Raw genomic sequence first — 21315 nt, forward strand, 5'->3', positions numbered from 1 at the left:
GCATTAATAGCCTTATTTTTCTTAAATAGCTTTATTATTCTTCGCTTCACGTTAAAAACGTTTAACGGTTCTTAGAAGCGAGATTTAATCTTAACTTATTCGATTTCTATCAAAGGCTTCAGGAGATCATGGTCTCTCAAAAGTCCCTGAAGTTTCCGGTTTGAATTGATAATCGGAACCTGGTCAATCCTGTTCCGTTTCATTTTCCGTGCACAGTCGCTGACGGATGTAATATACGTAGCTGTGATCGGCTCCCTTATCATTATATCACTGCCGCTCAGGTTGGGAACCTTAATCCTTGAGACGCTATAGTAGATGCTCATGGTGTCTCGCATCGATTCCCAGGTCCAGGCATCGTCGTCCTGGCCTGCAGACATATCTGACATCTCTACACTGTCTTCAATTATGCTGGCAGCAATAACATCACGATCCGAGATTATTCCTATGAGCTCCAGGTTTGAATCAAGTACCGGGACAGCCTTAACACCTGCGAGTTCCATAATTCTGGCAGCAACAGGCAGAGGTGTTTCACTGTAAATCGCAACGACTTCCTTTTCCACATAGTCCTTTATCGGAATATCGATGTTCATATCCGCAATTGTGCCTATAATATCTGCCACGGTAACAAGCCCTACAAGTTTCCCGTCATCAACCACTGGAAGCCTTCTTATGTGGTGCTCCAAAAGTAAGCGTGCTGCAGTCTGCAAATCCGATCCGGAGGATATGGTTATCGGATCACGTGTCATAAGAAGAGCCAGTTGTTCTTCTTCAGGGTTTTGTAAAAGGTTTGTCCTTGTTACAACTCCCACAACTTTGGAGTCTTTAAGTACCGGAACTCCTGATATGTGCTTGTTCTTAAGAATTTTAAGAACCTCATCCCTTGAACCTGGAAGGGTTGCGCTTGCTACATCCCTTACCATGATATCTTCAATGAAGATGTTTTTTGGCATGTAATCTACACCTTTGTATACTCTGAATCCTGGTTTTCTTTCCCCTATCTCTATTTTCTCACAAGGCTTCCAGTTGGCAGAAAGTCTTAACCTTGTTTTTCACTCCGGACGACCAGGACCGGGACTTTTGAGCCTCTTACTACCTTCTCTGCAACGCTTCCCATCAGAAACCTGTCGAGCCCGGTTTTTCCGAGGGTGCCCACAACTATCAGGTCAGCATTATTGTTTTCTGCAAAATTTATAATCTCATTACTCGGGTGACCTTCCAACAGCACTTCTCTTACCTCAACTCCTGAGCCTTTTCCGCGTTCCTGTACCATGGATATTGCTTTTTCCCCTTCTTCTCTCAGGGTATCATACATTGCTTCCCATCCCGCATCCATAGGTATCGAAGAAAAAGAAGTTATATCTATTACGTAGAGAGCGTGAACCGTGGCCCCGCTGAGTTTTGCAATCTCAATACCGTAAGAAATAGCCTTAAGGCTGTTCTCGGATCCGTCTGTTGCAATCACTATATTCCGGTAAAATTCGCTCATCATGTCTGTTCTCCATTTGCTTTACGAATGAAGTACTGATAGTATGTCATCGGGTCTTGCCCGCCTTGTGATTCCACTTATGGGGTTCTTTATCCCTGCAAGATTATTGGAATTTCCATTCAGGATCATGAGATTAGCTTTATTCCCCTTTTGTATCGAACCCGTAGAATCAGATCCCATTACAAAGGAACCATTAAGTGTGCAAATTTTAAATACTTGCCTGTCATCAATGGAATAAATTTTAGACATAAATTCCATTTCAGCAAACATATTTACAGAATTTAACATTACATTATCCGTTCCTGCAGCTACTTTTATCCCAGCTTCCAGCATCTCGGCAACAGGTGCAATTCCGGCTCCTGTAATTAGATTAGATCTGGGACAGACAACAACAGGAATCTTTGCATCAGCCACGTCTTCAAGATCTTTTTTTGTGGCATTTGTCAAATGAATCAGGAGATCTGGCTCAAGTGACAATGCTTTTTCTATGTCGCTCGTATCTTTTTCTCCGGCATGGATCGCAAAGAATTTTCTATGTTTCCGTGTGCAGGTAGCAATATTCTCCAATAGTTCGAGATCAAGGTCATTTGCCCCACTCATTCCAAGTCCGGTAGAGCGTAGAAGAATTCTTCTTACTTCTGCCAGTACAACCTGAAGAGGCAGTTCAGGCTCTGTAGGTCTGCCCAATATCATGGAATGAAGGTTAAGTCCTTCAAGAGCTTTGTTCAGGGCTGCTACCCCTACAACACCCCCTTCTCTGAAATCCGCAAAAGCACAGGTCCCGGTTTCTATCATGTCCAGCAAGGACTTTCTCATGCCCTCAATCAGGGTTCTATATGGTGTGTCTCTTAATATCCTATGCTTTAACCCATCAGGAGGCTTTACAAGAGCATCCAGGTCTCTTTGAGTCCGAAAGCCGGAAACTTTTCCCAGAGGAGGGTCTTTGAATACCGAGTCTCCAAGGTGAGTATGTGCATTGACAAAACAGGGAGCAATTATGTTCTTAGAGAGTGTACGCTCTTCCCCAACTTCCGTAATTATTCCTCTCTTTACGCAGATATACCCCTCAATAGGTTCCAGTTCGGGGCCTGCAATAATTGTCCCGGGAATTATCTGTTCAGTGCCGTACATATATAGCACCTCAGCTACTCATTAAGCATATGTGCTTAATTTCTGGAAGAGCAAACATATACATAATATATAAGTTTTTCTTCAGATTTTTTACATTATAATTTTTTCAGGATATATAAATCTTTAAAATATAACTTTCTGAGAATGCATTTTTTTGAGAACGAAATTTTGCTAAGAACGCCGCCCGTCGCCTGATTTCATGCTTTTATAGTTTTTTGTTATGTTTGTTGTTTTCATATCGCAGTTAATTCTGCATTCTTTAAAGTTATCTTTCCAAATTATCAGGTTCTTATACTGCCCCTATAATCGAAATCGTTTCTTGTAAGAGAAATCGGTTTTTAATACAAATAGTTTTTTAATATATATACAATGTAGTAAATCTAGGGTTTGCCGACATTTTTATATATCACCATGTATATAATATGACTTTGTCGCATTGTATAGGTCCTTGCACGAGGTAATGGAAAATCCTGACTGTGAATGCATAGACAACCCCAATGCGGTACATCAATAGTGTGACACTGCCCTGCACGAGGGTAACTGAAAGTGACTGCGGAAAACCAGAGGATGAGCTTTCGGAGTTAGTGCGCCAGGGCTACAACACTATTTTCTCCTTCTTGTAAAAGCTCTTTCTTTAATCTTATACTCCCATTGTTTCCTATTATTTCTTTACTTTAAAGGGTCAGTCCGTTATTGATTTATAGAATCCCTCCAGAAAGGTAAAAGATATGTCCTTCGAAGAGGCAATAACAGATCTGGGTTCAGGTGTAATTGTTGATATAGAGGTTACTCCAGGCTCCAGGTCGATTTCGGTTCCAAGCGGTTATAACGAGTGGCGCAAGCGAATTGAAGTAAAACTAACAAAAAATGCCCAGAAAGGAAAGGCAAACGAACAGCTGGTAGAATGCTTTGCTGAGCTCTTTGCAATTAACAGTTCGGATATTCTCATAAACAGTGGGGCAACAAGCAGTAAGAAGTCTTTATTGTTAAAAGGAGTTTCATATCAACAGGCAGTTTCAGTTTTTGGAGCGCATTTAAAAAAATAATCCAGAAATTTAAAAACTACATTTGAAAATAACCGAACTTTATGAGTTATTTCCTTGTTTCCTGATAAGTAAAGTGCCTATAAGTAAACTGTCTATAAGTAAACTGTTTATAAGTAAACTGCAGTTCTCTTAAAGTTTTAATTAATAAAAAGGTTGCAGAAAACGTGGTTGATCTTGAAATTTACAGAAAAAGGCTTGAAAGAATTGAAGAACTGCTCTCAGAACTCTCCGAATATTCTGGACGGGGAGCAATTATCATTGTTGAAGGAAAAAGAGATGTCCTCTCACTGAAAAGGCTTGGAATAGAAGGTAATTTTGAACTCGCAACTCGTCAATCTCTTTTTAATTTTTCTGAGAAAATTGCTCGGCTTGGTAGTGAAGTAGTTATACTAACTGATTGGGACAGACGAGGTGACATTCTGGCTATAAAACTTTCAGGATACTTCCAGAGTTTCGGTTTGAAACCCGAACTTGAGATCCGAAACAAACTCCGACTCATATCTCAAAAGGAGATTAAAGATGTAGAAAGCCTGTACACTTATGTTTCCAGGCTGAGAGTAAAAACGGGCTTTTGTTCAAAGCAAGATTTCCAATAAGTCTAAATCTGAAAAATGAAATTTAAAGGTCAAGTTCAAAAATTAATATTAAAATTAATATTAAAATTAATATCATAATTAATATTGAAAACAAATATTAAAGTTAACATTAACAATTGACAGAGTTAGTTCATTCTTTATGCATAGGATTAGGTTCTGCTTTTTCCTGAATTATCTCCATACTCTGTGGATTCTTCTGATGGTTGAATGTTCGATCAAATTCCGGATATTTTGGAAACTTGCCAGCCAGTTCTTCAAACATTTTGTGCCTTGGACTAATGATGATTATGTGAGCGGGAGGATGAATTTTTTTTAGTCTGCTAATTGCCGCTCCTGCATGATTATTCAACTCCACCAGTGCTGCAGAGTTACATTTTGACTTGAGGGATACGCCCATTACACTAACAAGAAGCTCATCAGCATAGTTTGGTTCTATGCATTTTGGAGTAGCTGAAAATTGAATATGTCCGTATCGTTCTAAATCATGTAAGGCTATTTTTACTTTATCCGAGTCGTCTGCCCGGACTAACGCGAATGATTTCATTTTTTACACACCACCAATATACTGAAGTTATCCCCATTTCGATATGGATTTACCCCTATAATAATCTTTGTGTATGAGAAATGCTGAACAGCCAGGTTTTCGGACATTTAAGACCTCCTCTGGTCTTTTTATCGCTTTTACGGCACTATATATGGTCTGGTCCCCAAGGCTGTAAAATTTCATTTCTCTTATCCAAGAGATCTTCAAAAATTATAAGGGTACCTTGCAATTTCTTTTTTCAGATGTAGTATACGCTTCCAGGTAATGGAGTCGTGTATTCTATAGTTATATTCATCGTATATATATTCGTTTTGAAATAATATCTATTAATGAAAAAGTTTTATTTTCCAAGTAAAAAAGCTTTTTTGACTTTTTACCTTTCTAGTATTTTTATATAATTCCTATTTTTTTTATAAACATACATTAAAAAATTAATTTCCTATAAGCTTATTATTAATTTTCAACTTTAACATAATTAAAACCATGGTAACTTTATTCATTCTATTAAGCTACTCAAGGCTAATTGCCAATTTTTATGGGGTTTAAAATAAACTTTAATAAGATAGAGACTTATTTCAGGTGAATTTAAAATATGAATATTTTCACAAACTTGAGCTGCTGATATAAGCCATCAGATAAATTCCCAGACTTAAAAGCCTAAAGTATATATCATAAGTTAAATATTCAATTTTAATATATTCAGTATAATATATTAAAATTGAATATTAAATGTAAGAGCTTCATGATCATATATTAAAAGTAAAAAATTCTAAATAAAATATTAAAAACAAAATATTAATTATAAAATATTAAAAGTAAAAAAATTCTAAATAATCTATTAAAAATACAATGTTATATATAATATCTTAAAAATAAAATGTTACTTGCTAAAATGACATCTTTTATCTAGGACTTCGCTATATCATATACCGAAATCGCGTACAATAAGGTATCAAAAGGTATTACATAACTGTATTCTCTTTCTTTTCGTCGTGTTTACTTTATGAATGCAGCGGAAGAATTTATACATCTTTAGAATTATGGATATACCCCCGATATTTAAAGAAAAAATGATCTTTAGTTTATTTCTGATATTCAATCTAAGTTCAGCACTTTCAATAGTAAGTCCCATCATTTGTAATTTAGTAATAAATTTAGTAATAAGACCGTTACCTGTAATTTAGTAATAAGACCGTTACCTGTAATCAATAGTAAGATCTTACTTCTATCCGTGTTGAGTAATGCCGAATCTTCTGTAAATTAACTGATACAATAACAGGTTTGGCTGCCCAGTTCCTTAATTAACGCATACATGAATCATTATATTAGAAGGTGATTATATGGCTGAAGATATTAAATCCAAAGTAATACAGGCAAAAAAGGCATCGATTGAACTTTCCAGTGTAAGTACGGAAGTAAAAAACCTGGCGCTTGAAGCCATGGCTCAGGCTCTGGACAAGGAAAGGACAGCTATTCTGGGTGCAAATGCAAAAGATCTTGAAGCTGCAGCAGAACTGAAAAAGAAAGGGAAGCTCACTCAAGCTCTTGTAGACAGGCTTAAAGTAAGTGACTCAAAAATCGATGGAATGATTGCAGGAATCAGAGGTGTAATTAAGCTCAAAGATCCTGTAGGAGATACTCTCTCTACTCTTGAGCTGGACAAAGACCTCATTCTCTACCAGGTGAGCTGTCCGATTGGCCTTATAGGTGTTATCTTTGAATCTCGACCTGACGTGGTGCCTCAGGTTATGTCCCTTTGCCTTAAGAGCGGGAACGCGACCATCTTCAAAGGTGGGAGTGAAGCCCGGGAGTCTAATCGCACTATTTTTCAGATTCTTGTAAAAGCCATAGAATCCACAGACGGCATGCCAGCAGGGGCTTTCCAACTTATGGAAACCAGAGAAGAGATAATGGACCTGTTGAGTCTTGATGTTTATGTAGACCTTCTCATCCCCAGAGGTTCAAATGAATTTGTCAAGTTTATCCAGGAAAATACGAAGATCCCTGTACTGGGACATACCAGCGGGATCTGCCATATCTATGTGGACGAGTATGCGGATCTCGATACAGCCTGGAAGGTCTGCTTCGATGCCAAAGTACAGTATCCTGCAGTATGCAATGCCATTGAAACCCTTCTGATAAACCGTAAAATTGCAGATGCTTTTCTGCCGAAGATGGCAGATATGTACCTTGGTGCAGGGGTTGAATTACGCTGTGACGAGGATAGTTATACTCTGCTTGAAAAAAGAGGGCTTTCTACTCTCTCACGAGCTACGGAAGAGGACTGGGGTCTTGAGTACAATGATCTCATTCTTTCGATAAAACTCGTTGATACCATAAAGGAAGCTATCGACCATATAAACACTTTCGGTTCCCATCACACCGATGGAATAATAACTGAGAATGCTTCAAAAAGAAAAGAGTTCACAGGGCTTGTTGATTCTTCGAGTGTTATGGTAAATGCCTCAACCCGTTTTGCTGACGGCTATCGTTATGGGAAAGGAGCCGAGGTTGGAATAAGCACAAACAAAATCCATTCCCGTGGGCCTGTAGGCATGGAAGGTCTTCTGATCTACAAATACATCTTGCTAGGGAAAGGGCAGGTTGTTGCAGACTACGCAGGAGAAAATGCAAAACCCTATACGCACAGAAAACTTGACCTTAAGTTTGAAGATGTAAATTGAAACCCTGCTGAAGAATTCCGAAGAATTATGATATGTTTATATATCTGAATTGGAATACCAGCGCAAATTGAGTGCAAGCGATGGAAATTCGGATTGCAGCTGTTACTTATTTCAGCTGTATTCCCAAAATATTTTACGAGGCCTTGTGATTGACAGATAGAAATCAATTTCTCGATGATGTTAATAAAATCGTTATCAAGATAGGTACTTCCTCACTTACAAAACAGAACTGTGACAGTACAAAAGAAAATTGCAGTATTGATCCTACCTTTATGGAAAGTATTGCAGCTCAGGTCTCCGAACTTCGAAAGCTCGGAAAAGAGGTAATTGTGGTAAGTTCGGGGGCAATAGGTGTAGGACTCTATGAGCTGGGCATTGCCCCAAAACCTCGTGAAATTCCTATCAGGCAGGCAGCGGCAGCGGTAGGACAGAGCATCCTTATGCAGTACTGGAGCGAAGCTTTTTCAAAACACGGGATAAAAGTTGCTCAGATCCTTCTTACTTATGAATTCTATTCTGACCGGGTATCTTATCTTAACCTCAGAAATAGCATATCTACCCTTCTGGAATATGGGGTAGTTCCCATAATAAATGAAAACGATTGCACCTGTACAAACGAGATTGAAGCAATCTTTGGAGATAATGACAAACTTTCTGCAATGGTTGCAAGCAAAATCGATGCTGATCTCCTGATTATTCTTTCGGATATCAATGGCCTTTTTGACAAAAACCCAAAGATACACGATGATGCCAGACTTCTCTCTCTCGTGGAAAAAATCACACCTGAAATCGAAAGTTATGGGGGTGACCCTACAAGCTTCAAGGGTGTAGGGGGAATGAGGACCAAGATAAAAGCTGCAAAGATCTGTAGCATGGCAGGTTGCTATGTATTGATTGCAAACAGCAAAATCAAGGATGTTCTTCTAAGGGTTTTGTCTGGAGAAGAGATAGGCACTCTCTTCCTGGCTGAAAGGCATATTCAGAAGAACCGCGCCCGCTGGATCATTCTTGCAAGGGCTTCAGGCACTATTCGTGTAGATGCAGGAGCAAAAGCCGCAGTCCTCGGAAAAAACAGCCTTCTTCCTGCAGGAGTTGTGAAAGTTGAGGGAAATTTTGATAGGGGAGATGTGGTTAGATTAGAGTGTGAAGGCAGGGTCTTTGCAAAAGGAATTACAGACTACACTTCTGAAGAACTTATGAAAATCAAAGGAGCCCACACAGACGAAATTGAAGGTATTCTGGGCTATAGCAATTACAGCAATGTAATAAAAAAAGAAAACATCGGCATAATCGAGAACTGAATGGAATTTCCAGCATACTCGAAGAATTAAACTGGGTTTTTTGGAATTTCTGAATTTGGGATTTCTGAATTTGGGATTTCTGAAGAATCCAATTAATTTCTTGTAATTTGGAAGTTTTATCAATCTACTGATTTCTTATAAATTCATTTGGGCTATAAAGTCCCTTTAAATTACTTAATACTTATTTAAAATACGTTTTGAAACAATTACCTAGATATTTACACTTATTTTGAAAATAGGAGATATTATATGGTAGATCAGAACCGAAAGATAGGATTTATCGGAGCAGGAAAAATGGGCTCTGCACTTATGCAGGGAATTATAAAGGCGGAAATTGTAAAGCCTGAAAATCTTGGCGCAGCCGACGTGTACGAGCCTTTCTTGAACGATCTGAAGGCAAAGCTTGGAATTAACATATCTACTGACAATTCTGTTATCGCCAGTGCATCTGATATTCTTATCCTGGCAGTAAAGCCTCAGACCCTGGGTTCGGTACTCGAAAATCTTAAAGCTGACATAACTTCTGATAAACTTATAATCTCAATTGCAGCCGGTGTGCCTCTTTCCACTTACGAAAATGCGCTTCCTGCTGGCACAAGAGTCATACGTGTAATGCCAAACATTGCGGCCACAGTTTCCGAAGCTGCTTCAGGCATTGCTCCAGGTAAAAATGCCACTCCCGAAGACGTGAAAACTGCCCTTGAGATCTTTTCTGCAGTCGGTACTGCAGTCCAGGTGTCTGAGTCCATAATGGATGCAGTTACAGGTCTTTCAGGCAGTGGACCTGCATTTATCTTTCCTATAATTGAGGCAATGGCCGATGGGGCTGTCCTTGAAGGAATGGACAGGAAAAGTGCACTCACTCTCTCAGCCCAGACCGTACTTGGGGCTGCAAAAATGATGCTTGAAACAGGCCTGCACCCCGGAGAACTCAAGGATATGGTTACTTCTCCTGCCGGGACTACCATTCAGGGTGTCCATGCCCTTGAAGAAGCTGGAGTAAGGGCTGCGTTTATGAATGCAGTTATAAGGGCAACCGAACGCTCAAAAGAACTTGGAAAGAAGTAAATTTCTCTTTTCCATATTATTTCATTTTTTTATTTGGTAGCTGTTCAACCCCTACAAAATAGGTCTATTGATATTAATTCCAATGTGATTGAGCAGTGCAAATAAAAATCAGTAAAATCCGAAAAAACATGATCAACAACCAGTAATTTAAAAAATAAACTTAGAAGAATTTGCTCATGAATTCTACAAAAGATGGTCGTTGATCATGCTTTGTCTAAGTTGAGTATTTTCCCAATCTGAGTATTTTCCCAATCTGAGTATTTTCCCAATCTGAGTATTTTCCCAATCTGAGTATTTTCCCAGGTTTAGTAGGCACGAAAATTTTTATTTTCTTAATTATTTCTTACTATCTTTTTTAAAGCACAAAAACCAGTCAAGACAGTACATGTTTTCTTCGAGCTTACCAGTTCTTTCTTTTACGGCTTCCATCGAACTGGGGGCTGGAACAATAACATCCTCTCCAGGCTGCCAGTTTGCAGGCGTTGCTACTTTCTCAGCTTCATTTTTCTGCAAGGAGGTTACAAGCCTTTTTATTTCCTGCATGTTTCTTCCCGCTGATTGCGGATAGTAAAGAATTGCCCTTATCTTTGCCTCAGGATCTATGATAAATACGGCTCTTACAGCCTGCGTGGTTGAAGTTTTTGGCTGAATCATTCCGTATTTCTTTGCGACTTCCATTGTCAGGTCAGCTATTACCGGAAACTTTACCTCTACATTTTTCATTCCTTTATACTCGATTTTTTCCTCGATCCTCTTAAGCCATGCAATATGAGAGAACACGCTATCTATAGAGAGCCCTATCAGCTCAGTGTTCATCTCTCTAAATTCCTCCTGCATACTGGCAAAAGTCATGAATTCGGTAGTACATACGGGTGTGAAATCTGCAGGATGACTGAAAAGAATAACCCACTTACCCTTGTAATCATCAGGGAAATTTATTTGTCCCTGAGTTGTCACTGCTTTAAATGACGGTGCATCATCTCCGATCAGAGGCATGTGTATCTGTTCATACTCAGCTTCTACCATATTTTTCACCTATTTTAAGCTCATGCTTTTTCTTTCGGGACCGGAAACTGAGTTCAAGTACAGAGGCTTTCCCTCAAAAGAGTTAGAAGTCTTGCTACCCCTTAAAAGAGTTTGGAGTCTTACCCCTTAAAAGCCCTTTTTTCCCTCAATCGTCCCCTAACTATCTATAGTTATTTTTGTTCTTATATATTTGTTCCGAAATACGGACAAAAAATTTACTTTGTTAAAAATACTTTTTTTAAAACCTTATTTTCTTTTGGCTTTTATTTTTTTCCCAAAATAAGTCCTGTGAACCTATTTTTAATTCATTTTTCAGTCAACACTTTTAGTTTTTATGTATTAAGTATTTTAAAGTCTTTTTTGGAAGATCCTTACTTTCTAACGTTTTATTTTTAGGAAATAAGTCTTTTAAGACTTTCTTTTGGAAAATAATTTATGCTGGAAATCCTTTGTTATATGGGGAGTTAAATGAGGGAGTTTTTTCGGCCAAAGGTTGTAGTTAGTAGATGCCTTGGGTTTGACCACTGTCGATACAACGGGAATATTATAAACAGTTCGATAGTGGCAAACCTCATGGAGTATGTTGATTTCCTGCCTGTCTGCCCTGAAGTGGAGATAGGGCTCGGTGTCCCAAGAGACTCGTTAAGAATTATTCTTGATAATGGGGAACAGCGGCTTGTCCAGTCCGCAAGTGGCAGGGATGTAACTGAAGCTATGGAGGCATTTTGCACTGATTTTCTCGGTTCTGCAGGAGAGATTGATGGTTTTATTCTTAAATACAGGTCTCCTTCTTGCGGCATTAAGGACGTAAAAGTTTACCCGACTACATCGCTTAAATCAGCAGTAATTGGGAAAACTTCAGGATATTTCGGGAGGGCAGTCCTGAAAGAGTTTTCCTATCTTCCTGTTGAGGATGAAGGAAGGCTAAGGAACGCTCGCATAAAAGAACATTTCATGACCAGGATTTTTATGCTTGCCGCTTTCCGAAAAGTAAAATCCGAAGGCCGCATGAGAGACCTTGTCGCATTCCATACCGAAAATAAGTACCTGCTCATGGTATATAGCCAGGAAGAACTCAAGAAACTGGGAGCTATTGTTGCAAATAAAGAACAGAAAACCTTTCAAGAACTGATTTCTGAGTACGAGAAGCATCTTTACAGCTCCCTCTCCAGGCCTCCCAGGTATACTTCAAGTATTAATGTACTCATGCATGCCTTCGGACATTTTTCAGAGCGGCTCTCAAACCAGGAAAAGGCACTATTTTTTGGCTGGATTCAGAAGTACAGGAACGGGAAAGTTTCTCTTTGCCCTGCAATTAGTATTATCAGGTCGTGGGCCGTGCGCTTTGAAGACCAGTATCTTACGAATCAGACCTTTTTTGAACCCTATCCAGAAGGCCTGATGGAAGTGGATCCGGTAAACTCCCACCTCAGGAACGATCTCTGGAAATGAACTCGTAAACTATGAAATTCTGGGCGGGGATAATGTTATGAAAAGCTCAAACGCTTTGTTTTATTTCTTTTTATTCCTTTATCTGGTCGGATTTATCTTAACCTGGTTCAACTCTGAAACTTCCATAGATTGTTATATAGGCGATTCTGGGGAGAGTCTGATAGGAGAAGATACTGTAAATTCTGAGCCTTACAGCGCCTCGATAACAGAGGAGTCAACTACTCCTGGAACGTTTTCCCGAACTTACTCCTGGGACTATGAAGGCTGCAACTGGCAGCTTACTCTGCCTCTTGACAATGAGTTGTATGAAAAATATAACTCCAGGACTAGAAACCGAGACTATGACCTGTTTGCTTCAGATCCATATGATGACTGGTTAATTAAGGACATTGCAGAGGCTTTACTTTCTCTCTCAAAAGCTCATGGGCTTGAAAAAAGTCAAATTCCAGGACTTTGTATTTCTTTTGTCCAATCCCTTAACTATACCTCTGACCTTGAAAGCTCAGGTTATGAGCAGTACCCCCGTTTTCCTTACGAAACTCTTTATGAGAACGGCGGGGATTGTGAAGACACTTCAATTCTCTCCGTGGCAATTCTTCAGGAAATGGGGTATGATGCTGTCCTTCTGGAACTCCCTGAACATATGGCTCTCGGGGTGAAATGTAACAATGGGTACAGGGGCAGGAGCTTCGAGTACGAAGGCAGCAATTACTACTATCTGGAAACAACAGGGAGTGATTGGCAGATAGGTGAAGTCCCGGAAGAATATGCAGACCAGCCTGTACATGTTGTTCCTGTGTATAGAAGACCCATGATTAAGCTTGATTTCAAAGCACAATGTGCATACTCAAAAAAAGAAGGGGTTGTAGATATTAATGTAACAGTAAGAAACGTGGGTTCGGAGAGAGCTGAAAATGCAACCGTTTACGTTGCCCTCCAGGCTGAAGATAAGCTTTCTTTTTGGGATGAAATTGAAAGTTCTTCAACTACAATTGAGCCGGAAGAAGTTTTCAATTACACTGCAAAAGGCCTGACGGTTCCTGCAGGAAATAAATTCAGGGTATATGTGCAGGCATCTGGAGAGGACCTGGCACCTGAAAACATAACCAGTGCCTGGGCTATGATCTGAAGATCTGAATTTCTGGCAGGCCCATATGAAAAGGAATTGCGTGTAAAAAAGCTAAACCTGAAAAATGAACTTTTACTTGCAAACATAAGGAAATTTCATATACATTTTCATAGTCCAAGGAGTTACTTATAAATCGAATATAAGTAATCTATTAATTGCAATCTTTTTTTTAAAAGGATTGGTCTAAAACTGTACTTACAAATCGAATATAACTGTACTTACAAATCGAATATAACTGTACTTGCAAATCGAATATAACTGTACTTGCAAATCGAACATAAATGCACTTATAAATCGAATGTAAGTATAGTAGTATGTTAAGCATTTTGAAGTTAGGGGGTGATCAAATGAATAAATTGTATAGGTCAAAGAAAAACAGGATTATTGCAGGGGTATGTGGTGGGCTAGGTGAATACTTTAAAGTTGATCCTACGCTTATACGGCTTTTGTGGTTGCTAATTTCTCTAGTGGGTGCTGGAAGCGGTATAGTTGCCTATATAATAGCATGGATTATAATTCCTGAAGAGCCCTGAAGGCTTTCGGTTTTATTTTTAAATAAGGAAACTCTAAAACTTTTTTACGAAAAAGAAAGGGCTAATTCCCGTCATTTTAATGGCGGGATACAGCCCGTCAACCTCAACAAATTTAAAATTTTAATTTTATATGTTAAGCTAATTTTACTCAGGTGCATGCACAGTAACAGTAATAGTCACGAGGCTAAATAATGCAACTGCTCAAATGAGATACGATGAAATTTTTGTTGCAACATTTACAGGAGTGACTAAAGTTTCCATCTTTCGAACTCTTTAATTGATTATTCCAAATAGTCAGAGTTAGCGAATTTTTAGAAAAAAAGTCTATAGTTATTAGTTTTTAATTTATATAAGACTTTTATACCTCAAGATTGAATACTATTTTCTTTTATACTTGTTTTTGAATATGAGTTAAGGCGTACACTCAAATAAATAATTTATGAACAAATCATTAAAATATAAAAACATTAAAAAGTAATTCAAACTCAAAATCCGCTTGAAAATTGAATTGTTAGAGAACCTGGACACAAAAGTTATAAAATATTAGAAAAAAGGAGTTTATGGAGTTGAAATGTACTCTCCAGGTAAATCGCAAAGTATAACGTTATTATATATTTAAGCTCGAAGCTATGAGAACCCAGAACATATTACCCCTAGCGGTGTTAGCATGAGCAAAATTAATAGGAAGATTGCTATTTTTACTGCTTTTCTGACTCTCGTAGTAGTTTCTGGACTACTTATAAAAATGCCAGTTAATACTAATACCCCGGCACCTGAATCACAAGTAGCTGGTATATATATTCAATTTAAAGATGGAATTTCTGAGCCAGAAGTAAAAGATATTCTTCAAAACATTATTGGTATGACTCTGAACTATAGCATGGAATATGATACTAATACTACGGATGAAAGATATTACATAATAGTGGACAAAGATAACTGGGATATAAGACGTGATATTCGTAAAGGGATGAAAGAAGAGAAAAAAGAATGGATTACAACGTCTCCTGCTCATGTTATCAGGGAAGGGGATAATTACGTTTTTACGGTCTCTGAACAAGCTGTCCAAGACAAAAAATTTCTCGCAATACTGGACAAATATGACACTAGGGTGAAAAAGTTTACCTGGTGCGAGATTCATTTTGAAAATCCTAATGGATCTCGGTACGTGATTCAAGAAAAAGATGCAATAAGGATAAAAAATGAGCTTAATCAAAATGAAAATATTTATACTGTATATTTTAGTTACATTTTTCCTCCATATGACCCTACAACCTAAGAGACTGTCTTATAATTACAGATTTAAAAGGGGAAGGTCAATTACCCACGGTTGAAGCAGATCTATCCTGGTCTTCCCGTAAATGGTGAAACTATCCTCGATGTTCCAAAAGGGATTGATGCCAACGAAGGTTGCTCATTATTCTCCATACAAACAGCCAATCTATAAGTTTTATCGAACCTTATTCATTTTTTAGGTTTTAGTGTGAGCAAAATTAATAAGGAAATAATTTTTTTTATTCTAATAATGACAGTAGTTCCGATCAGACTGACTTCCGAATGATAAAAACAAATTGAACTTACATTTTATCCATTAATTTTCAAAGTAGACTATATTATTGATCAGATTTTAAAATTCTTAAGCTATAACTTTCACTTACATTTTTCAAAAAATCAGATCACATTGAGTAATTTTATAGCATACGCTATTAGGTTCTTAAATTTTAATTTGAGATGAGTTATATTATAGTTAATCGAGTGCGTAGCACTCGATTTCTTTCTTCATTGACCCATCTCAAACAATCCAGTAACACACTAACAGGAATAAAATTCAGCGACCTTAGTCCATATCTTACAACTTTTTTTATGTCTTCATCTATTAATGATTTTAGCTCATAAGCTGTAATTTCTAGAACTGACTTTAGCATATTTATCACATTGTACATGATGCATTGAATAATAAAAAACAATACTCTTGCTACTGGAGATTTTGTACATGATCGTATCTTGAACTCGTTTTTCACTCTATACCCAGTTTCTATATTCCATCGTTTTCTATATTCTTCAGGAATCATCTTTTCAAATTTCTCAATTGATTCTGCTTTTTTGTTTGTAGCAAACAGAAGATACTTTTTCTTTTTATCATTATATATTGCCACAACATTGAAAGAAGGTCCTCCTTTCTGGAATCGATATTCAAAAATAGTCGAAGTATTCCCATACTCTTTTTGATGATTTTTAAGTTCTCTATTGATAACCTGAGTCGATTTAGCTGCTATAACAAAATTGACTTTAAGTTCATCCAACTTTGAAATTACATCTGTGTTAAAAAATTCTTTATCAAGGTATGTTGTTCCTGTTTTTACACCTATCGTTTTAAGTCTTTTGAATAAAGATTCGATTAAAAGAGAATAATTCTTGTTCAAACTATTGATGTCTATTACGTCAAGTGTTAAGTGAGAAGTTCCAATTATATCAAGAGTACAGAACGATTTACCCCATGAACTACCATTCTTTAGTTTTATTCCTCTAATACCAGGAGTATTTTTGTCTCCATAATACGAAATGTCATGAAAATCAATAGCTATATCATGAATATTGTTTTCAAGTTTCATCATCTTGAAAAGCTCAAGATTCATTTTTCTAAAAGAGGAAAGAATATCTTCAATTTTATTTTCTTTGATGTAATTGAAAATAGTATCTGCTGAAGGTATTCTTAAGTCAGGATTTTTTCTTTGCAAATCATTACTTGCAGATTCAAGAGAGTCTGTAGAGGATGTTGCGGCATGCAGCAATATGTTTAAAGTGTCCTGACATTCATAATTTGCAGATTCTGGCAAAGTTATTATATTATATTTGCTAATCAATTCAGAGGATACAGCCAGCAAGCTGGCTGTATCTGTGGTCATGGAATCGTTTTTTGTTGGCATTAAAAATAAATTCCATGATCTAATAAAACTTTTTTTCGGCTAATTCTAATTAGTTACTAATGTTCTAAATTCAGCATTCGGAACTTGGGTTATTCGGAACTACTGTCTATGTACTTTCACTTCCGCTTGCTTTTGTTGCGATGGCCTTCCTTCCAGAGACAAGGGTTCAGAGGGACAATGAGGCTCACAAAGGTATATTAAACGGGTTTACAGCACTCAAGGAATTAAGAATATTATACACGGTATTCCTAAGCTTTGCGGTTTTCTTTATACTATTTTCAGTGCTCATCTACGTTCCCTTTATGCTTCAGAATGTATTAGGCTATACTGCAAAGGGAGCAGGAATTGTATTGGCTTTTCAGGGAATAGCTGTCATTTTGATTATACCCCGCGTGAAGATTCTGGCTAGTAAACATTCAACCATGCTAATTATTGCTACTGGTTTTACACTTACTGGACTGGCAATCTTTTCTGTTTCATTTGCGTATTCGATTTTCACAGTTCTTCTCTTAATGTTGCTATTCGGAGCAGGTTTTGGGCTTGCTCAAACCGCAATTGATGCACAGATAGTTCAGATCGCTCCTTCAGAATCAAAAGGTAGTGTGTTATCTATTCACAACACCATGAAGTACGTTGGTCAGAGTCTTTCTCCCATAGTGCTTGGTATTGTCCTGTCACATTTTGATCTTGACACGGTTTTTAGGATAGCAGGTTCCTTTGGGTTGCTTGTTGCTCTGATAACGTATTTAATGAAGAATTCTTTTGAAAAACCAGGTGACAAACACATAAAAGAGACGAAAATATCGTTGTCAAATCAATAATTTGTTGAACTTTTAGATGATATAGTGTAAGGGGTCGTCTCAAAACTTCATCTAACTAATTATTGATGCCAACATTAAAGCTCCAGGGTATGATCTTTCTTTGATCCTATTACATGAAATTTCCTTTTACCCATGCAATTTGAAGAGAATACAAAGAATCCATTTATCGATAAGACTATTTCGAACAATGGAAAATAATAGAATACTACCGGAAGAAATGCATCACTAAATCCAATTCCGTTCCAAACTGACACCCGGAAGGGTAGTAGTGGCTCGAGCCGGATGAATTGAAAAATTCTAGGCCGGTTCCTGGAAGACGTGGTAGGGAGCAATTCCACCCTGTTATTCAAATCTCACCTTGCAATTGCTCTTGGGATTGAAGCAGTAAAGCAGGTATTTCGGTTTATTTTAACAATACAGGAAACCTTATTTAAAGATTGAAAACAGCAAATCGAGAAGGAATGCTTGAAAAGAAACTCAGGGATTTGGTGAAGTATAAATTGCGGATTCCTGGTGCTCTGAAACTTTACTTATAGTAAAAACCTACAAAAATGATTGATTAAGTCCGTTCGATTACCGATTAACCTGATTAAAGAAAATTATATTCCTTTTCTGGAAGTGAGAATTATGAGTGAGCTTGAGATTATCGAAGCTGCGCTTTTTGCTGCTGGCAGGGCAGTAAGCCTCGAAAAACTTATGAAAATTACAGGAAAACCCAAAAAAGCCGTCCTTTCGGCAGTACAGAAATTGACAGAGGCTTATTCTTCCCGAGGGTCCGGAATTGAGATTCTTGATCTTGGGGAGCGGTATGTTATGCAGGTCAAGCCCGAATACTCCGAGCTTATGCGGGAAGTCGCCCCAAAAGAGCTATCAGCCCCAAAACTTCGTACCCTTTCCATGATTGCCTATCATCAGCCCCTGCTCCAGTCAGACCTCATTGATATGAGAGGAAGCGGAGCCTATGATCATATAAAGGACCTTATAGAGCGAGGTTTTGTAGAGTCCGTGCCCTGCGGGAGAAGCAGGCAGCTTTCAACAACCCCTCTTTTTGCAGATTACTTCGGGCTTAAAAGAAATGACCCTAAAGCCATAAAAGAGAAAATCCTTGACCTTTTGAGGTCTCAGGCAGGGCAGAGTGAGATCAACCTCTGGATAGGAAAGAAGACCATTGCCGTAACCCCCATGTATGAATCTCTTATGAGCATGTGCGGGATCAGGGAATACTTCGTAGCCAATGCCTACTCGCCTTCAAAAGAGGAAATCTCTCGCCTGCTTGAAGCCGATGTTGTCGTGGTCTCGGCCGGTTACGCTGATACTGTACGGCAGTACTGCGACGGAGAGATCCTTGAAATGCATTCAACAACTTTTGAAGACCTTATAGAATCAATTGCCTTACTTGCTGAAGAACTCCCCGATGATGTAGACTCCAAAACCGCGGAAAAAAGCATTAAGAAAATTCGAGAAACCAGAGAAAGATATGTTTCTGCTGCCGTTCTTATCGAGAAGAAGGTCAAGCCGGCAACTGAAATGGTTTCAAGAATCGTAAACGACCTTTCCCTTGGAATTTCTGCAGATGGAGTTCTTATCGCACCTGACTATGGAACTTCGAAAAGCGGAGTTAAAATTGAAAAAGGGGCTCAGATCCTCATACCCACACACCGCAGTGTTAAAGGCGACCTTCTCCAGAGGGTCTGTGCAAAGTATGATTCTATTCTTGAAGGCCTTGAGAAGTTAAAAGACTGATGTACCTTATTGGTGCACAACCTTCCTCATCTATGATTATTTTTTTTAAATTACGGGCGCCCTTAATTTAAGTTTTTCTGTGGCATTTATATTCTATATATAAAGTATTTATATAGTAACCTGGCTATTTAGCTATAGCTTTATATACTGGGTAGAGGATATTACCTTTGCTTTATATACTGAGGGTTGACTAATGAGTGAATCTAGCATCAAGATCGAAAATGTGGTTGCATCCACTAAACTCGCTGAAGAATTCGACTTAACCGTTATCGAATCAAGGTTCGAAGGAGCCGAATACAACAAGCAGAAGTTTCCCGGACTCGTTTACAGAGTTTCAGATCCTAAAGCTGCATTCCTGGTCTTTACTTCCGGTAAGGTTGTCTGTACAGGGGCAAAAAACGTTGCCGATGTACATACAGTTATAGGCAACATGGCGAAAAAGCTGAACAGTATAGGGATTACGACTATAGAGAACCCTCAGATTACTGTCCAGAACATTGTTGCTTCTGCAGACCTGCATACTATTTTGAACCTGAACGCAATTGCAATAGGGCTTGGACTTGAAAATATTGAATACGAGCCTGAGCAGTTCCCTGGCCTTGTGTACAGGATCGATGACCCCAAAGTAGTTGTGCTCATCTTCAGCTCCGGAAAACTGGTAGTTACAGGTGGCAAGACCCCTGAGGATTGCGAGAGGGGTGTTGAAGTAGTCCGCCAGCAGCTCGACAACATGGGGCTTTTATAAGAACCCTCAATATATTAATATACCACTATTCTGGAAGTAAAAGTAACTGATAAATTATACAATAAAACGGATTCTGCGATGCACGTAGAGGTTCCGGTAAAGGATATGTGTGAGACGTGAACAGCGCAGATGTTTGCATTCTTATTCCCACTCTGAACGAAGCTGCAACAATAGGGCAGCTTATTAAGGACTTCAAGCAGGAAGGCTTTTCCAATATTCTGGTAATTGATGGGAACAGCAAGGACGGCACAGGGCAAATTGCAGAAGCTGAAGGCGCAAAAGTAGTCATGCAGACCGGGAAAGGTAAAGGGCAGGCAATGATTCAGGCATTCGGGCTTATAGGGAGCCCTTACGTGATAATGGTTGATGGCGACGGAACATATCTTGCCCGAGAGGCTCATTCCCTTCTCAAGCCTGTGCTGGATGGCCGTGCCGACCACGTTATAGGTAACCGACTGGAGAATTACGCCCAGGGAGCTTTTACGAGGCTCAACCTTGTGGGCAACCATTTGATAAATATGTTTTTTGACGTTGCATATAGCGTGAAATTAAAAGATATCCTCTCAGGCTACCGTGCGTTTACGCTTGAAAGTGTAAAAGAACTTGAACTTAATAAGACAGGTTTCGAAATAGAGACTGAAATTTCGGTGGAATGTATTCTTAAAAAACAGAGGGTTGAAGAAGTCTCTATCACTTACTTGCCGAGAAGTGAAAAAGGCGCAACCAAGCTAAATCCGGTAAAAGACGGATTCAGGATTGGATCTACAATCTACAGGCTTGCAAAAGTGCACAATCCCATGTTTTACTTTGGAATTATAGGTTTCGTCTTAATCATGGCAGGCCTGTTCACAGGAACCTTTATTGTAATCGAATGGTTCCGGGGAGTCGATCATATCCCGCTTACTATTCTTACAACCCTACTGATCATATTCGGCCTTCAGATGTTTATCTTCGGAACCTTGAGTGATTTCATATTAACCCTCCATAGGCAAACAGTCCAGTTAATCATGGAGCAGAACAAACAGAGAAAGTAAAAAACTCTCTTAATGGCGATTTTTTATTTTTATTACTCATTTTTACAGT

19 protein-coding genes are annotated in these 21315 nt (G+C 38.5%); 13 read left to right on the plus strand and 6 right to left on the minus strand.

Translation table 11 applies throughout. The features are described from left to right. Positions 1–95 precede the first annotated feature (95 nt). The 3 genes from MSKOL_RS16645 to MSKOL_RS16655 form a co-directional block, all read right to left on the minus strand. Positions 96–950 (minus strand): CBS domain-containing protein, encoded by an 855-nt coding sequence (locus tag MSKOL_RS16645; protein ID WP_048122782.1) that lies wholly within the window; start codon positions 948–950, stop codon positions 96–98. Between the two features lie 86 nt (positions 951–1036). After that, positions 1037–1489: a universal stress protein gene (locus MSKOL_RS16650; protein WP_048122780.1), complete on the minus strand. Its 453-nt coding sequence runs from the start codon at positions 1487–1489 to the stop codon at positions 1037–1039. An 18-nt stretch (positions 1490–1507) separates the two neighbouring features. After that, positions 1508–2617 (minus strand): amidohydrolase family protein, encoded by a 1110-nt coding sequence (locus tag MSKOL_RS16655; RefSeq protein WP_048157798.1) that lies wholly within the window; start codon positions 2615–2617, stop codon positions 1508–1510. 728 nt (positions 2618–3345) lie between these two features. Between MSKOL_RS16655 and MSKOL_RS16660 the strand changes: the two genes are divergently transcribed. Together MSKOL_RS16660 and MSKOL_RS16665 are read left to right on the plus strand one after the other, a co-directional pair. Beyond that, complete coding sequence (locus MSKOL_RS16660; protein WP_048122776.1) at positions 3346–3663, plus strand: DUF167 domain-containing protein; 318 nt, start codon at positions 3346–3348, stop codon at positions 3661–3663. Between the two features lie 164 nt (positions 3664–3827). Then, positions 3828–4259 carry a toprim domain-containing protein gene (locus MSKOL_RS16665; RefSeq protein WP_048122774.1) on the plus strand — a complete coding sequence of 144 codons (432 nt, stop codon included), beginning with the start codon at positions 3828–3830 and terminating at the stop codon, positions 4257–4259. A 130-nt stretch (positions 4260–4389) separates the two neighbouring features. Here MSKOL_RS16665 and MSKOL_RS16670 read toward each other — a convergent pair whose 3' ends face one another. Continuing rightward, complete coding sequence (locus MSKOL_RS16670; protein WP_048122772.1) at positions 4390–4803, minus strand: DUF356 domain-containing protein; 414 nt, start codon at positions 4801–4803, stop codon at positions 4390–4392. A gap of 1340 nt (positions 4804–6143) precedes the next feature. Between MSKOL_RS16670 and MSKOL_RS16675 the strand changes: the two genes are divergently transcribed. The 3 genes from MSKOL_RS16675 to proC all read left to right on the plus strand — a co-directional run bounded on the left by MSKOL_RS16675 (position 6144) and on the right by proC (position 9856). Continuing rightward, positions 6144–7487, plus strand: coding sequence for a glutamate-5-semialdehyde dehydrogenase (locus MSKOL_RS16675; protein ID WP_048157800.1), 1344 nt, complete (start codon positions 6144–6146; stop codon positions 7485–7487). 149 nt (positions 7488–7636) lie between these two features. Further along, positions 7637–8788 carry a glutamate 5-kinase gene (gene proB / locus MSKOL_RS16680; RefSeq protein WP_048122767.1) on the plus strand — a complete coding sequence of 384 codons (1152 nt, stop codon included), beginning with the start codon at positions 7637–7639 and terminating at the stop codon, positions 8786–8788. A 249-nt stretch (positions 8789–9037) separates the two neighbouring features. Beyond that, positions 9038–9856, plus strand: coding sequence for a pyrroline-5-carboxylate reductase (gene proC, locus MSKOL_RS16685; protein ID WP_048157802.1), 819 nt, complete (start codon positions 9038–9040; stop codon positions 9854–9856). 336 nt (positions 9857–10192) lie between these two features. On the opposite strand, the gene MSKOL_RS16690 is transcribed toward proC, so the two are convergent. Then, positions 10193–10882 carry a peroxiredoxin gene (locus MSKOL_RS16690; protein WP_082091176.1) on the minus strand — a complete coding sequence of 230 codons (690 nt, stop codon included), beginning with the start codon at positions 10880–10882 and terminating at the stop codon, positions 10193–10195. 468 nt (positions 10883–11350) lie between these two features. Between MSKOL_RS16690 and MSKOL_RS16695 the strand changes: the two genes are divergently transcribed. The 4 genes from MSKOL_RS16695 to MSKOL_RS16710 all read left to right on the plus strand — a co-directional run bounded on the left by MSKOL_RS16695 (position 11351) and on the right by MSKOL_RS16710 (position 15275). Then, positions 11351–12334: a DUF523 and DUF1722 domain-containing protein gene (locus MSKOL_RS16695; protein ID WP_048157804.1), complete on the plus strand. Its 984-nt coding sequence runs from the start codon at positions 11351–11353 to the stop codon at positions 12332–12334. A 37-nt stretch (positions 12335–12371) separates the two neighbouring features. Then, entirely contained in the window at positions 12372–13463 is a 1092-nt protein-coding gene (locus MSKOL_RS16700; RefSeq protein ID WP_048157809.1) for a hypothetical protein, read from the plus strand. A gap of 347 nt (positions 13464–13810) precedes the next feature. Beyond that, the gene (locus tag MSKOL_RS16705; RefSeq protein WP_048157811.1) at positions 13811–13996 is read left to right on the plus strand and encodes a PspC domain-containing protein; all 186 of its coding nucleotides are present in this window, start codon (positions 13811–13813) and stop codon (positions 13994–13996) included. A 667-nt stretch (positions 13997–14663) separates the two neighbouring features. Beyond that, on the plus strand, positions 14664–15275 hold the full coding sequence (locus MSKOL_RS16710) for a UPF0228 family protein (protein ID WP_048157813.1): 612 nt from the start codon (positions 14664–14666) through the stop codon (positions 15273–15275). A gap of 457 nt (positions 15276–15732) precedes the next feature. Here the strand turns inward: MSKOL_RS16710 and MSKOL_RS19595 are convergent, their stop codons facing one another. Next, positions 15733–16923 carry an ISH3 family transposase gene (locus MSKOL_RS19595; RefSeq protein ID WP_082091177.1) on the minus strand — a complete coding sequence of 397 codons (1191 nt, stop codon included), beginning with the start codon at positions 16921–16923 and terminating at the stop codon, positions 15733–15735. A gap of 68 nt (positions 16924–16991) precedes the next feature. Between MSKOL_RS19595 and MSKOL_RS16720 the strand changes: the two genes are divergently transcribed. The 4 genes from MSKOL_RS16720 (at position 16992) to aglJ (ending at position 21266) form a co-directional block, all read left to right on the plus strand. Beyond that, complete coding sequence (locus MSKOL_RS16720; RefSeq protein ID WP_255352012.1) at positions 16992–17744, plus strand: MFS transporter; 753 nt, start codon at positions 16992–16994, stop codon at positions 17742–17744. Positions 17745–18371: 627 nt separating this feature from the next. Further along, complete coding sequence (scpB, locus tag MSKOL_RS16725) at positions 18372–19487, plus strand: SMC-Scp complex subunit ScpB (RefSeq protein WP_048157815.1); 1116 nt, start codon at positions 18372–18374, stop codon at positions 19485–19487. Positions 19488–19680: 193 nt separating this feature from the next. Continuing rightward, positions 19681–20232 carry a TATA-box-binding protein gene (locus MSKOL_RS16730; protein ID WP_048122070.1) on the plus strand — a complete coding sequence of 184 codons (552 nt, stop codon included), beginning with the start codon at positions 19681–19683 and terminating at the stop codon, positions 20230–20232. A 116-nt stretch (positions 20233–20348) separates the two neighbouring features. Continuing rightward, positions 20349–21266, plus strand: a complete 918-nt coding sequence (gene aglJ / locus MSKOL_RS16735) for an S-layer glycoprotein N-glycosyltransferase AglJ (RefSeq protein ID WP_048157818.1) — start codon at positions 20349–20351, stop codon at positions 21264–21266. The last annotated feature ends 49 nt before the right edge of the window (positions 21267–21315 follow it).

It is taken from the genome of Methanosarcina sp. Kolksee (assembly GCF_000969945.1).
Classification (GTDB): domain Archaea; phylum Halobacteriota; class Methanosarcinia; order Methanosarcinales; family Methanosarcinaceae; genus Methanosarcina; species Methanosarcina vacuolata.